Genomic DNA, 13046 nt, shown 5'->3' on the forward strand with positions numbered 1-13046 from the left:
CACGTACGAGCGGGGCCCCGGAAACACGAGGCTCTCGCACTGACCTCACAGTGCCCACGGCCGGCGCGGACGTCGCACCGACGCACCGTGCGGACGGGGTGGGTACGCCGCTCGGCCGTGCGCTCTGCGCCCGTACGGCGGACACCCGAGCCCGTACGGCGGACACCCCAGCGCGGCGCGGTCCGGCCACGCCGGCCGGTATCCGCATGTCACAGGGGCCGCATAGGCTGGTCCGATGCAGGAGCAGTACCGCACGCTCGCGCGCGAGGGCGTCCATGAGATCGAGATCAACAAGTCCCGCTTCCTCTGTGCGCTCGCGCCCGTCGCGACCGAGGCCGAGGCCCAGGACTTCATCGCGCGCATCCGCAAGGAGCACCCCACCGCGCGTCATCACTGCTTCGCCTACATCCTGGGCGCCGACGGCGGGATCCAGAAGGCGAGCGACGACGGGGAGCCGGGCGGCACCGCGGGCGTACCGATGCTGCAGATGCTGGTGCGCCGTGAGATCCGCTATGTCGTCGCTGTCGTCACCCGCTACTTCGGCGGCGTGAAGCTGGGTGCCGGCGGCCTCATCCGGGCGTACGGAGGCGTCGTCGGCGAGGCGCTGGACGCACTGGGCACGGTCACCCGGCAGCGCTTCCGCCTGGTGACGGTCACCGTCGACCACCAGCGCGCGGGCCGGGTGGAGAACGATCTGCGCATGACGGGACGGGCGGTGCGCGAGGTCACCTACGGGGCAGAGGTCAGGATCGAGATCGGATTGCCGGAGGCCGACGTCGAGGCCTTCCGTGCCTGGCTCGCGGACACCACCGCCGGCACGGCGAGGCTGGAGCTCGGCGGCGAGGCGTACGGCGACCTCTGACGGCCGGGGCCCGGGGGCCTGCCGGAGAGACGGCGGCGGGTGCGGACGCAGAGACGGCGGCAGGTGCGGACCGCACCGGAAAGTCCGGGACGCACCGGTGCGCCGGAGCGCCGATCGTGTCAGCCTGTGGCGCGGCGAGACCAGGCCGCGAAACCGGTGTGCGCGCCGGCACGAGAAAGGGTCCCGATGCCTGAACTCCTCGATGAGCGCGTGGGATTCGTCCGCCGGATCGGCCTGTTCCAGGCCACCGCCATCAACATGAGCCAGATGTGCGGCATCGGTCCCTTTGTGACCATCCCGCTCATGGTCGCCGCGTTCGGCGGGCCGCAGGCCGTGACCGGGTTCCTGGCCGGTGCGGTTCTTGCGCTCGCGGACGGACTGGTCTGGGCCGAGCTGGGCGCGTCACTGCCCGGTGCGGGAGGCAGCTATGTCTATCTGCGGCAGGCGTTCCAGTACCGGACCGGCAAGCTGATGCCGTTTCTGTTTGTCTGGACGGCCATGCTGTTCATCCCGCTCGGCATGTCCACCGGGGTGATCGGTTTTGTGCAGTACCTCGGCTATGTGTGGCCGGACATGAGCCCGGTGCAGGGCGACCTCGTCGGCCTCGTCGTCACGGTGGGCATCATCGCGCTGCTGTGGCGGCGGGTGGAGAACATCGCCAGGCTCACCGTCGTCCTGTGGACGGTGATGATCGCTTCCGTCGCCCTGGTCATCGTCGCCGCCTTCACCCACTTCAGCCCCCAGCGGGCGTTCACCTACCCCGCCCATGCCTTCGAGCTGACGGCAGGCCACTTCTGGATCGGCTTCGCGGCCGGCCTGACGATCGGCATCTACGACTACCTCGGCTACAACACCATCGCGTACATGGGCGCCGAGATCAGAGAGCCCGGCCGCACCATCCCCCGTGCCGTCATCACCTCGATCCTCGGCATCATGACGATCTATCTGCTGCTGCAGATCGGGACCCTGGGCGTCGTGGACTGGAAGGACATGCTCGACCCGCACTCCACGGCGTCCTCCTCCGTCGCCTCCGCCGTGCTGGAGAAGGCCTGGGGCAAGGGCGCTGCCGACATCGTCACCGTGCTCATCCTCATCACCGCCGTCGCCTCCGTCTTCACCGGACTCCTCGGTGGCTCCCGGGTCCCCTACGACGCCGCCCGCGACCGGGTCTTCTTCCGCCCGTACGGCAAACTGCACCCCCGTCACCGCTTCCCCGTCCTGGGCCTGCTGACCATGGGAGCCGTGATGGCCGTGGGCTTCCTCATCGGACGGCACACCGACCTGGCCACCATCATCCAGCTCCTGACCACGGTCATGGTGATCGTGCAGTCGCTGGCCCAGATAGCCGCGGTCACCGTGCTGCGGCGCCGCCAGCCGGGCCTGCGCCGCCCGTACCGGATGTGGCTCTATCCGCTGCCCGGTGTCGTGGCGCTGGTCGGCTGGCTGGTGATCTACGGCTATGCGGACCGCAACTCGCCCGGCAGGCACCCCATCGAATGGTCGCTGGCCTGGGTCGGCGCGGGTGTGGTGGCCTTCCTCGCCTGGGCCCGTTACGAGAAGGAGTGGCCGTTCGGGCCGAAGCGGATCAGCGAGGAGTATCTGCACGGCGCGGAGCCTGCCGAGGTGACGGCTGCGGTCCCTCACGGAGAGCGCCCGTGTGGGGAAGACGTCGGACGCCGCGATCAGGGTCGCGGCGCGGAAGGCGGCGTGCCTCAGGGCGAAGGCCCATGATTGCTCGTACGCGGGCTCATACGCGGGCCGAAGCCGGCGGGCGAGGGGGATGAGGGGGAGACCCTGAGAGGGACCTGAGGGGGATGCCCTGGAGGGCCTGAGGGGGGAGGCCCTGAGGGGGAGGCGCGGCCAGGTCGCGTCCGGGTCGTATCCGGGGTGTGTCCGGGACGGCGGGGCCTCCGGGTGCCGGAGGGCACAAAGGAGCCCGGGGCCGGGTCGCCTGCTCCGATGAAGGTGGAAGGGCTGTCGGTGCAAACGGCCCGGCCCCGGGCCTGGTGATGCGTTGGTCAGTGACCGTCCCGGGTGGGGCCGTGGTGACCGGCCGCACCCGGGACGCATCGCGTACTAGCGCATCAAGCCGCCGCCGCCGGTGTGGATACCGCCGCTCGGGTGGTGCTTCTTGTGGTGCTTCACGACGCGCTTGATGATGTGCTTGGTGACGTGCCTGGTGACGTGACGGTGCACGATCACACGGCGCTCGACGTTCCCGTTGAAGCAGGTGTTGCCGAAGGCCGGGTTCAGCAGCCCCACGACGTTAATGGTGTTGCCGCACAGATTGACCGGAATGTGGACCGGGATCTGAAACGCGTTGCCCGACACCACTCCCGGTGAATTGGCCGCGCCACCGGCCGCGCCACTGTCTGCGAACGCCGCCGTAACGCCCCCCAGGGCAGTACCTGCCGCAAGAGCGGCCACAGCAGCCACCCGCGTGATCCGTGACATAACAAATCTCCCGATCGATCCAAGCGGCTCACTGCCGCTTCCTGTTACTTCCCTTCGGCGCTTGCGGCCGCAACATGAGTAAACCTGGGATGGTTTCACGCTTTCGAGTGAAAAATGTGGTTAATGGTGCCTTATGTGTGTAAAGGGTCTGGTGGGTTGCGTGTTGCTGGGATGCCGGACCACGGAGTCCGGGCCCCGGTACGGCCGCATCGGTGCCGCAGGCCGCTGCTCGCACCGGCCCCGCCGGGCCTCCGGCCCACCGGCCCACCCGGCCCCTCTGTGGGTGCGAGAATGAGGTCCGTGACGGACGGGGGGCCGAGGCTCACGCCGGCCGTGCTGACGCGTAGCCCACGGAGGGGAAGAACATGCAGGTCGGAGTCGCCACGTGAGGCTTCTGCACACCTCCGACTGGCATCTGGGGCGGTCTTTTCACCGCGTGAATCTGCTCTCCGCCCAGCGCGCGTTCCTCGACCATCTCGTCGCCACGGTGCGCGACCGGGGAATCGATGCGGTGCTGGTCGCCGGCGACGTCTACGACCGGGCTGTGCCGCCGCTCGCCGCGGTCGAGCTTTTCGACGATGCCCTGCACCGGCTCGCCGCCCTCGGTGTCCCGACCGTGATGATCTCCGGCAACCATGACTCCGCCCGCCGGCTGGGCGTCGGTGCCGGGCTGATGGAGCAGGCCGGGATCCACCTCCGTACCGACCCGGCAGGCTGCGGCACCCCCGTGCTGCTCTCCGACGCCCATGGACCGGTGGCGCTCTACGGTCTGCCGTATCTCGAACCCGCGATGGTGCGCGACACCCTCGGCGCGCGGCGGGCGGACCATGCGGAGGTGCTGGGCGCGGCGATGGAGCGGGTGCGGGCCGACCTCGCCGGCCGGCCCGCGGGAACCCGGTCCGTGGTGCTGGCGCATGCGTTCGTCGCCGGTGGTGCGGTCAGCGACAGCGAGCGCGACATCACCGTCGGCGGGGTCGCCTCCGTTCCGGTGCCGGTGTTCGACGGGGTCGACTACGTCGCCCTCGGGCATCTGCACGGCTGCCAGACCCTCACCGAGCGGGTCCGCTACTCCGGATCGCCGCTCGCCTACTCCTTCTCCGAGGCCGGTCACCGCAAGTCGTCATGGATCGTCGACCTCGACGCGGACGGCGCCGTGCGGGCGGAGCGGGTGGACTGCCCGGTGCCGCGGCCGCTGGCACGGATCCGCGGGCCGCTGGAGCAGCTGCTGGAGGACCCGGAACAGGCCCGCCACGAGGAGTCCTGGGTCGAGGCGACGCTCACCGACACCGTCCGGCCGCACGAACCCATGGCCCGGCTCGCCCGGCGCTTCCCGCACATCGTCAGCCTGGTCTTCGACCCCGACGACGGGCCCGACCGCTCGGTGGCCTCGTATGCGCAGCGGCTGCGCGGGCGCAGCGACCAGGAGATCGCCGAGGACTTCGTGGCGCACGTACGGTCCGGACGGGCGGTCGATGAGCAGGAGCGGACCGAACTGCGTTCGGCGATCGACGAGGTGCGTGTCGACGACATGGTGGCCGAGGTGGCGCGTTGAGGCTGCACCGGCTCTCCCTCACCGCCTTCGGACCCTTCGGCGGCACCCAGACCATCGACTTCGACCGGCTGTCGCGGGGCGGTCTGTTCCTGCTGCACGGCCCGACCGGCGCGGGCAAGACCTCGGTCCTGGACGCGGTGTGCTTCGCGTTGTACGGGTCGGTGCCCGGGGCGCGGCAGAGCGGCCAGGCCCTGCGCAGCGATCTGGCCGACCCGCTGACCCTCACCGAGGTCGTGCTCGAACTGACCGTGGCGGAACGGCGGTTGGAGATCACCCGGCTCCCCGAGCAGCCCCGCCCCAAGAAGCGCGGCAGTGGTACGACGAAGGAGAAGGCGCAGAGCAGGCTGCGGGAATTCGTGCCGGCGGCGGCCGGCGGCGGGGGAGCGGCGGACGGCTCGGGCGGTCACTGGAAGGCGCTGAGCCGTTCGCACCAGGAGATCGGTGAGGAGATCGGCCAGCTGCTCGGGATGAGCAAGGAGCAGTTCTGCCAGGTGGTGCTGCTGCCGCAGGGCGACTTCGCGCGCTTTCTGCAGGCCGATGCGGAGGCCCGCTCCCGGCTGCTGGGCCGGCTCTTCGACACCCGGCGGTTCGCCGCCCTCGAAGAGCAGTTGAATGTGCGCCGCAAGGCCGCCGCCGACACGGTGACGGCAGGCGACGAACGGCTGCTGGCGCTGGCGCACCGGATGGCGCAGGCGGCCGGTGAGAGCGCCGACCTCACCGATCCGTCCGTCCCGGCGCCGGAGCGCGCCGGGCAGGCGGCGCCGGCCGCACCGGCGCGCGGACGCGGGCGGGCGGCGGCGACGGCGGCCCGGGCGGCGCGGGCGACCGTGCCGGGGCAGGCCGGGCCCGTGGAGAGCGGCGGACGGGGTGGCACCGGCCGTGCCGCGGCCGGGGAAGACCGGGCCGCAACGGGCCCCGGCGAGCCGGGTTTTGCGGAAGCGGTGCTGGTCAGGGCGGCCGTTGCCCGGGTGAGTGCCCGGGAGCGGCTGGCGGTCGCGCACTCCGCGGTGCACGCCGCCGAGGCCGCCGAGCACCGGGCGGCCCGGGAGTGGGAAGAGGCCCGGGAGCGCGACCGGCTCCAGCAACGGTACGCGGACGCCCGGCGACGGGCCGCCCGGCTCGATGCCCGTGCCGAGGAGCGGGAGCGCACCCGGGAGCGGCTGGAGCGGGCCCGTACGGCAGCGGAGGTCGCGCCCGCACTCGCCCTGCGGGACGCCGCCTGGCATGAACTGGACGCCGCACAGCGCGCCGAGCGGCAGGCCAGAAGCCCGCTGCCGGCCGACCTCGCCGAGGCCGAGAGCGAGCACCTCGCCGCGAGGGAACGGCAGGTGAGGGAAGATCTCGGCTCGCTCGGGGCGGCCCGCAGGGCCGAGCGGCGCGCCGCCGACATCGCCCGGGAGCGGACCGCCCTCGACCGTGAGGCGCACGCCGATGAGCAGACGCTCAGGGATGCCGCCGAGTGGCTTGCCGCATGGGGCGACGCCCAGCGCGCCCATCAGCAGCGCATCGAAACCGCCCAGGAGGCCGCCACCCGGGCCGACCAGCTCGAGGCCCGGATCGCACCGGCCGCCGAACGCTGGGAGGCGGCCCGCCACCGCGACCGGCTGTCCGCCGAGGTGCGGGCGGCGGAAGGGGAACTGCTCGCCGCCAGGGAGCAGTCCGCGGCGGCCCACGAGCACTGGCTCGATCTCAAGGACCGTCGGCTGCGGGGGATCGCCGCCGAGCTTGCGGACGGGCTGCGCGACGGTCAGGCCTGCGCGGTGTGCGGTGCGACGGAGCACCCCGCCCCGGCCCGGGCGGGGGCGGGCCATGTCGACCGGACGGCCGAGGAAGCCGCGCTGGAGGCTCACCGCAAGGCCGAGGAGACACGGCAGCAGGCGGAGGCCCACTGCCAGTCGGCCAAGGAAGCGCTGGCCGCCGCGGCCGCCACGGCCGGTGGCACCCCGACCGGTGAACTCGGCGACCGGGTGGAGGAGCTGCGCGCCGACTTCGCCCGTGCCGATGCACTCGGCGCCGGCCTTCCTGCCGCCCGCGAGGCGCTGGCACGCGCCGAGCGCGCATACGAACGGCGCCGCGACGGACAACAGCAGGCCGAGCGCCGGGTCGCTGCCCGTACCTCCCGGCGCGAGGCGCTCGACCGTGAACGGGCCGCCCTGGAAGAGGAACTGGCCCGGGCGCGCGGCGACTCCCCGAGCGTGGCCGACCGGGCCGCGCGGCTGGAGCGGCAGGTCGCCCTGCTCGCCGCGGCGGCGGAGACGGCCCGTACGGCCGGCGCCTGCGCCCAGCGCCTCAAGGAAGCCGAGGCCGGGCTGTCCGACGCCGCCCGCCGCGCCGGATTCGACACCCCGCAGGCCGCCGCCGAGGCCCTGCTGCGGGACGGCGAATGGCGGGAGCTGCAGCAGCGACTCGACGACTGGCAGGCCGAATCGGCCGCGGTGGAAGCGGAGTTGGCCGATCCCGGTGCCTGCGCCGCCGCGGCCCTGCCGCCCGCGGACCCGGCCGCCGCACAGGCCGCGCACCAGGCGGCGGCGGTGCGGCTGCGTACCGCCTCGGCCACCCACGCCGCGGCCCGGGATCGCTGCACCGAGCTCGACCGGCTCTCCGCGCGCGCCGAGGCCGACGCCCGCGCCCTGGCCCCGCTGCGTGCCGGCTACGAGCGCATCGCCCGCCTCGCCGCCCTCGCCTCCGGCACGTCCACGGAGAACGAGCGGCGGATGCGCCTGGAGTCGTATGTGCTCGCCGCCCGGCTCGAACAGGTCGCCGCCGCCGCCACGGCCCGGCTGCAGCGGATGTCCGCGGGCCGCTACACCCTCGTTCACTCCGACGAACGGTCCGGCGGCGCCCGGCGCTCCGGCCTCGGTCTGCATGTCATCGACGCCTGGACGGGGCACGAGAGGGACACCTCCAGCCTCTCCGGCGGCGAGACCTTCTTCGCCTCGCTCGCGCTGGCGCTCGGCCTCGCCGATGTGGTCACCGACGAGGCGGGCGGCACCCGGCTGGACACCCTCTTCATCGACGAGGGGTTCGGCAGTCTGGACGAACAGACCCTGGACGAGGTGCTGGACGTGCTGGACTCCCTGCGTGAGCGCGATCGCAGCGTCGGCATCGTCAGCCATGTCGCGGACCTCAAGGCGCGGATCCCCGCTCAACTGGAGGTCGTCAAGGACCGGTCGGGCTCGACGGTCCGGCATCGCGTACGGAGCTGAGCATGACCTGAGCGTGCCGCGCGGGGCCGCCGGACCGAGGAGGCGGCCTGGATCACCGGCCAGGTCATCAACTCCGAGGGCGGCTTCCGGCGTTGGCTCCGGCTCCGGCTCCGGCTCCGGCTCCGGCTCCGGCTCCGGCTTCGGCTCCGGCTTCGGCTCCGGTCCCGGACGCTGCCCCGGCCCCGGCTCCGGTCCCGGCCGCGGACCCGTCGATCTCGTAGGCGCGCAGACCGTCGCGCTCCCCGGAGAACCGGAAACCCGCCCGCTCCAGCACCCGTTGGGACGGGACGTTCTCCGGCTCCGTCAGGGCGCACACCGTCCGTACCCCGGGGCGGGCGGCCGCCCAGCCGGCGAGCAGCCGCGTGGCGTCGGTGGCCCAGCCGGCGCCGCGCGCGGACGGGGAGAGGTCGTAGCCGATCTCCACGAAGCCCTCGGCATCCGGCGGGCCGTGGAAGCCGATGCTGCCGAGCGCCGTTCCCGAGGCCGCGTCGGTCAGGACGAAGACGCCCCAGCCGGGCCGGTAGTGGCCGGCCGCGGCTGCCCGTACGGCGATACCGGCACCGCCCGAGGTGGCCGGGGGCGGGGTGCCGTCGATCCAGTCGAACCCCGCGGGCTCGCCGTCCGCGACCCGCGCGGCGGTGGCGGGCAGCAGCGCACGCAGCGCCACCCGGCCGGACGTGAGCACCAGCGGGTAGCCGGCGCCCGCGGTGACCAGCGCCTCGAACAGCGGCCGGTGGTCCACCCCCGCGGGCAGACCGCTGACCTGGCCGTCACCGACCTCCACCACCCGCCACACACCGTCGGTGCGCAGCGCCAGATCCGTGGTGACGAAGCACAGCCCCAACTCCCGTACGGCAGGCGCCACCTGGGTGAGATCGGGGACAGGGCGCAGTCCCGGGGTGTCGGGGTGCGGGCCGGTCAGTACCGGCTCGCCGTCCACCCACCACACCCGCGCCTCACCCACGGCCTCGAAGGACTCGAAGTCGCGCAGCACCACGCCTCCGGTCAGGAACTCCTCCTGGAGGGCGACGAAGCGGCCGACGACCGCGGTCAGGTGTTCGGTGTCGCCCGCGTCGGGGACGAAGGCGGCCTCGTCCCACTCGTGTTTACGGGACTTGACCCAGTCCTTGACAACGAGCGGACGGGGCCGGCCCGGCGGCGTGCCGGTCCCTTCGGCAAGACCCGCCAGCGCCGCCCGCTCCGGGGCCCGGCCGGGCGCGCAGGGGAGCCAGACGCTGTGCGGGGTGAGCGCGCGGAAGGTGTCGTACCAGCCAGGGAGCTCATGGGCACACCGGTAGGCGGAGGGGGAAGTCAGCAGCCGGCAGCCGCGGTCGGCGAGCGCCGCGGACAGCTCGGCATAGCGGCCGGCGGGCAGCATCCAGCCGCGGTACCAGACCGGCCCGGCCCCCCGCGGGACCCGTGCCACCGCCGCTTCGGCGTCCCCGGCGACCAGGGCCTCGTGGTCGAGCACCGCGGTCGCCGCGCCGGCCGACTGCGCTGCGGCGGCCTCGGCCGCGAAGTGCGGATCGGGGCGCCGGGGACGCAGCGGGTTACCGGGGAGCAGGAGGAGCGGCCGGTCCGCCGCGGGGTCCACTGTCATATCAGCGGACCCTACGGACAGCGGCGGCCGTCCACCACACCCGGTGTGGTGACCGGCCGCCGTCCACCCGGGCCGCCGTCCACCCGGGCCGGCGTCAGAGCGCCGACAGCTCGGCGAGCAGATCGTCCAGGCCCAGCGAGCCCTGCGACAGCGCCGCCATGTGCCAGGCCTTGAGGTCGAAGTCCGCGCCGTGCCGGGCGCGGGCCGCCTCCCGGCCCTGCAGCCACACCCGCTCGCCGAGCTTGTAGCCGATCGCCTGCCCGGCCATGCCCTGGTAGCGGATGATCTCGCTCTCGACGAAGTCGGCCGGGCGGCTGCTGTGCTGGGCGAAGAACGCATGCGCCAGCTCAGGCGTCCAGCGCTCACCGGGATGGAAGGGGGAGTCCGCCGGGATCTCCAGCTCCAGATGCATCCCGATGTCGATGATGACCCGGACCGCCCGCATCATCTGCGCGTCGAGATACCCCAGGCGCCGCTCGGCGGTGGTCAGGAAGCCCAGCTCATCCATGAGCCGTTCGGCGTACAGCGCCCAGCCCTCGGCGTTGGCGCTGACGATGCCGACGGTCGTCTGGTAGCGGGAGAGCTGGTCGGCGACGTGTGCCCACTGCGCCAGCTGGAGGTGATGGCCGGGCACGCCCTCGTGGTACCAGGTGGAGACCAGGTCGTACGCCGGGAAGCGGGTCTCGCCCATCGTCGGCAGCCAGGTCCGGCCCGGGCGGGAGAAGTCCAGCGACGGCTGGGTGTAATACGGGGCGGCCGCGCCGCCGGGCGGGGCGATCCGCGACTCCACCCGGCGCACCCGCTCGGCCAGTTCGAAGTGAGTACCGTCGAGCGCGTCGATCGCCTCATCCATGAGCGACTGGAGCCACGCCCGGGTCTCCTCGACGCCCTCGACGGCCTCGCCGTGCTCATCGCACCAGGCCAGCGCCTCCCACGGCGTCTTCGCACCGGGCAGGACCTTCTCCGCCTCGGTCTCCATCTCGGCCAGCAGCCGGTGGAACTCGGACCAGCCGTACGCATACGCCTCGTCCGGGTCGAGGTCGGCGCCGTTGAAGTAGCGGGCGAGGCGGGCGTAGCGCTCCCGGCCCACCACGTCGGGTGCACCCTCGACGGCCGGGGCGTAGCTGTCACGGAACCAGTCGCGCAGCTCCACCAGGGCGCCGGTCGCCACCTCGGCGGCCTCGGTCAGTTCGGCGCGCAGGGTGTCCGGGCCGGCGTCGGTGAACTCGGCGAACCAGCCGCGGTCGGTGCCGATCCATTCGTCCAACTGGCCGATGACAGTGCGGACCTGGGTCGGTCCGGCGGGCAGGTCGCGCTTCAGACCGGCGTCGAGAGCGGCGCGGTAGCCCTCCAGCGCGGCGGGTACGGCCCGCAGCCGCCGGGCGATCGCCGTCCAGTCCTCGTCGGTCTCGGCCGGGGTGATCGTGAGGACCTCACGGACGTGGTGCAGCGGCGAGCTGAGGTTGCTGACCGTGCGCAGGCCCTCGCCCGCTTCGTGGACCGCCAGCTCGGCGGTCAGCCGCTCGCGCAGCAGCCGCGCACAGATCTGCTCGGCGGCGCTGTCCGCGCCCGGCCGGGACTCGGCCTCGGCCAGCTTCTCCAGCGTCGTACGGGCGAGCTGGGCCACCGCTTCCTGGCCCGTCGGTGAGAAGTCGGGGAGCTTGCCGGAGCTCTCGGCGATGCCGAGGAAGGTGCCGGTGATGGGGTCCAGGTCGACGAGGGCGTCGACAAAGGCATCGGCGACCTGGCGGGGCAGCGGACCGCCCCCGGAAGTAGTGGTGTGGGACATGCGTCCATCCTCGTACGGATGGCCCCGCCACGTCACCACCAAGAGGCGGTACGTTGCTGTCGCTTTGCGCTCGTGTCCGGATGCGGGAGTTCCGGATGCGGGGGCGCCGGCCGGGCGCCGGAACGCCCGGCGCGGCGGCGCCGGTGGCCCGGCCGGGCACCACGGGGTGGCGCTCAGCGGCGCCCCGTCCCGTCCTGGATCCGTACGCTCTGCCGGGTCTCCCGCCGGGCGGGCAGATCCGTGGGGCGGGTGGTGATCACCAGCGTGCCTTCCTCGATCTGGTAGTCGAGCGGCAGCCCGAGTCCGCGCATCGCCGCCACCATGCCGGTGTTCGAGGCCTTGGTGATCGCATAGACGCTCTCGCAGCCGGTTTCGGCCGCCATCGTCACCAGCCGACGCAGCAGCTCGGCGCCGATGCCGCGCTGTTGCCAGGCGTCCTCGACCAGCAGGGCGACCTCGGTCTCGTCGCCGTCCCACAGCAGATGTCCCAGCGCCACCAGCCGGCCGGAGGCGGTCTCCACCGCCAGAGTGCGGCCGAACCGCGGGCTGAGCAGATGGCCGAGATAGCGGTCCGCGTCACCGACCGGGCCGTGGTAGCGCAGCCCCAGGGTCTGCGGGGAGCAGCGGTCGTGCATCTCGCGGGCCGCGGCCAGATCGGAGGTGTCGGCGCGGCGGACCGTGATCTCGTTGCCCTCGGGCAGCGTCAGGACATCACGCCGCGGCGGTACCCGCTGGCCGAGTCTGGCGTCCAGGTCGACCAGGGCGCGTACCCGGGCGAACTCGGCGGGCGTGAACGGCAATTGCGGCCTTTCGATGGTGAGCGAGCCCCCGGAGGGGTCGCGGAACTTCATACGGTGCTTCTCCAGCACGCCCTCCGGGGGTACCTGCTCGGCGAGCGGCCGGCCGTGCAGTGAGCGCGCGGGCACCGAGCGGATCGTGCAGCGGCCCAGCAACTGACGCAGCACCAGGGGGAGTTCGGCGGAGTCCAGGGCGGTACGGGTCGCCAGGCCCAGCATCCGGGTCGGCGCATCGACGAGGTCGTGCGCATCGGCCCGCTCCAGCCAGTTCTGCGCACCGCCCGCGCCGGTGACCGTGCGGGTCAGTTCCGCGGGTGTCAGTGCGCCGGGCGCGCGCAGCAGGAACTCGTCGACCGTGCCCTCGGACAGCGGGTGGGTCTGCAGGCTGAGGATGTCCACCCGCAGCGCGCCCAGCGCTGTGCACAGCGCGGCCAGGCTGCCGGGCTCGTCCCGGACCGTGGTCCGCATCCGCCACAGCACCGTCTCCGCTCCGTCCGCCCCGGGGGCCGGTCCGGACGAGGACGCCGCCGTGGCGCCGGTATCGGTCGGCGGCGGGGCGTTCTCGTGGCGTCGTGACCACCAGACGTGGAAGCCGGCCGTGGCCAGCAGGGCGACCGCGGCGGAGCACAGCAGCAGCGGGCCCGACGGGCCGTGTGTGACGGTGTTGGCGAGGGCGCCGGCCGCGGTAACGGCGGTGAACAGGGCGGCCAGCTCGACGATATCCCGCCGCCGGTGGTGACGGCGGGCGGCCCGGGCAGAGGATGCTTCAGTCATGCACACGATCCT

Annotated in this window: 7 protein-coding genes and 1 pseudogene; 4 read left to right on the forward strand and 4 right to left on the reverse strand. The window is 73.2% G+C overall.

The genetic code is table 11. The features are described 5' to 3' along the window. The first annotated feature begins 235 nt into the window (after window positions 1–235). Window positions 236–862: a YigZ family protein gene (locus tag ABR737_RS40570; RefSeq protein WP_350256157.1), complete on the forward strand. Its 627-nt coding sequence runs from the start codon at window positions 236–238 to the stop codon at window positions 860–862. A 186-nt stretch (window positions 863–1048) separates the two neighbouring features. Continuing rightward, window positions 1049–2593, forward strand: a complete 1545-nt coding sequence (locus ABR737_RS40575) for an APC family permease (RefSeq protein ID WP_350256158.1) — start codon at window positions 1049–1051, stop codon at window positions 2591–2593. Window positions 2594–3082: 489 nt separating this feature from the next. Here ABR737_RS40575 and ABR737_RS40580 read toward each other — a convergent pair. Next, window positions 3083–3316 (reverse strand): annotated as a pseudogene (locus ABR737_RS40580) (chaplin); the annotation flags it as partial. Between the two features lie 385 nt (window positions 3317–3701). Here ABR737_RS40580 and ABR737_RS40585 point away from each other — a divergent pair. Further along, window positions 3702–4868 carry an exonuclease SbcCD subunit D gene (locus tag ABR737_RS40585; RefSeq protein ID WP_350256159.1) on the forward strand — a complete coding sequence of 389 codons (1167 nt, stop codon included), beginning with the start codon at window positions 3702–3704 and terminating at the stop codon, window positions 4866–4868. After that, on the forward strand, window positions 4865–8074 hold the full coding sequence (locus tag ABR737_RS40590) for an AAA family ATPase (protein WP_350256160.1): 3210 nt from the start codon (window positions 4865–4867) through the stop codon (window positions 8072–8074). The genes ABR737_RS40585 and ABR737_RS40590 overlap by 4 nt, the downstream gene beginning before the upstream one ends. Window positions 8075–8141: 67 nt before the next feature. Here the strand turns inward: ABR737_RS40590 and ABR737_RS40595 are convergent, their stop codons facing one another. From ABR737_RS40595 to ABR737_RS40605, 3 genes are all read right to left on the reverse strand, one after another. Further along, window positions 8142–9674: a GNAT family N-acetyltransferase gene (locus ABR737_RS40595; RefSeq protein ID WP_350256161.1), complete on the reverse strand. Its 1533-nt coding sequence runs from the start codon at window positions 9672–9674 to the stop codon at window positions 8142–8144. A 94-nt stretch (window positions 9675–9768) separates the two neighbouring features. Beyond that, a complete protein-coding gene (locus ABR737_RS40600; protein ID WP_350256162.1) occupies window positions 9769–11463 on the reverse strand; it encodes a DUF885 domain-containing protein in 1695 nt (564 codons plus the stop codon). A 173-nt stretch (window positions 11464–11636) separates the two neighbouring features. Further along, on the reverse strand, window positions 11637–13034 hold the full coding sequence (locus ABR737_RS40605; protein WP_350256163.1) for a GNAT family N-acetyltransferase: 1398 nt from the start codon (window positions 13032–13034) through the stop codon (window positions 11637–11639). Window positions 13035–13046 lie beyond the last annotated feature (12 nt).

Source organism: Streptomyces sp. Edi2, assembly GCF_040253635.1.
GTDB lineage: Bacteria > Actinomycetota > Actinomycetes > Streptomycetales > Streptomycetaceae > Streptomyces.

Coding starts and splice junctions, on each gene's coding strand:
- ABR737_RS40600 (WP_350256162.1), bottom strand. CDS start 11,463: ATGTCCCACACCACTACTTCCGGGGGCGGTCCGCTGCCCCGCCAGGTC.
- ABR737_RS40570 (WP_350256157.1), top strand. CDS start 236: ATGCAGGAGCAGTACCGCACGCTCGCGCGCGAGGGCGTCCATGAGATC.
- ABR737_RS40605 (WP_350256163.1), bottom strand. CDS start 13,034: ATGACTGAAGCATCCTCTGCCCGGGCCGCCCGCCGTCACCACCGGCGG.
- ABR737_RS40575 (WP_350256158.1), top strand. CDS start 1,049: ATGCCTGAACTCCTCGATGAGCGCGTGGGATTCGTCCGCCGGATCGGC.
- ABR737_RS40595 (WP_350256161.1), bottom strand. CDS start 9,674: ATGACAGTGGACCCCGCGGCGGACCGGCCGCTCCTCCTGCTCCCCGGT.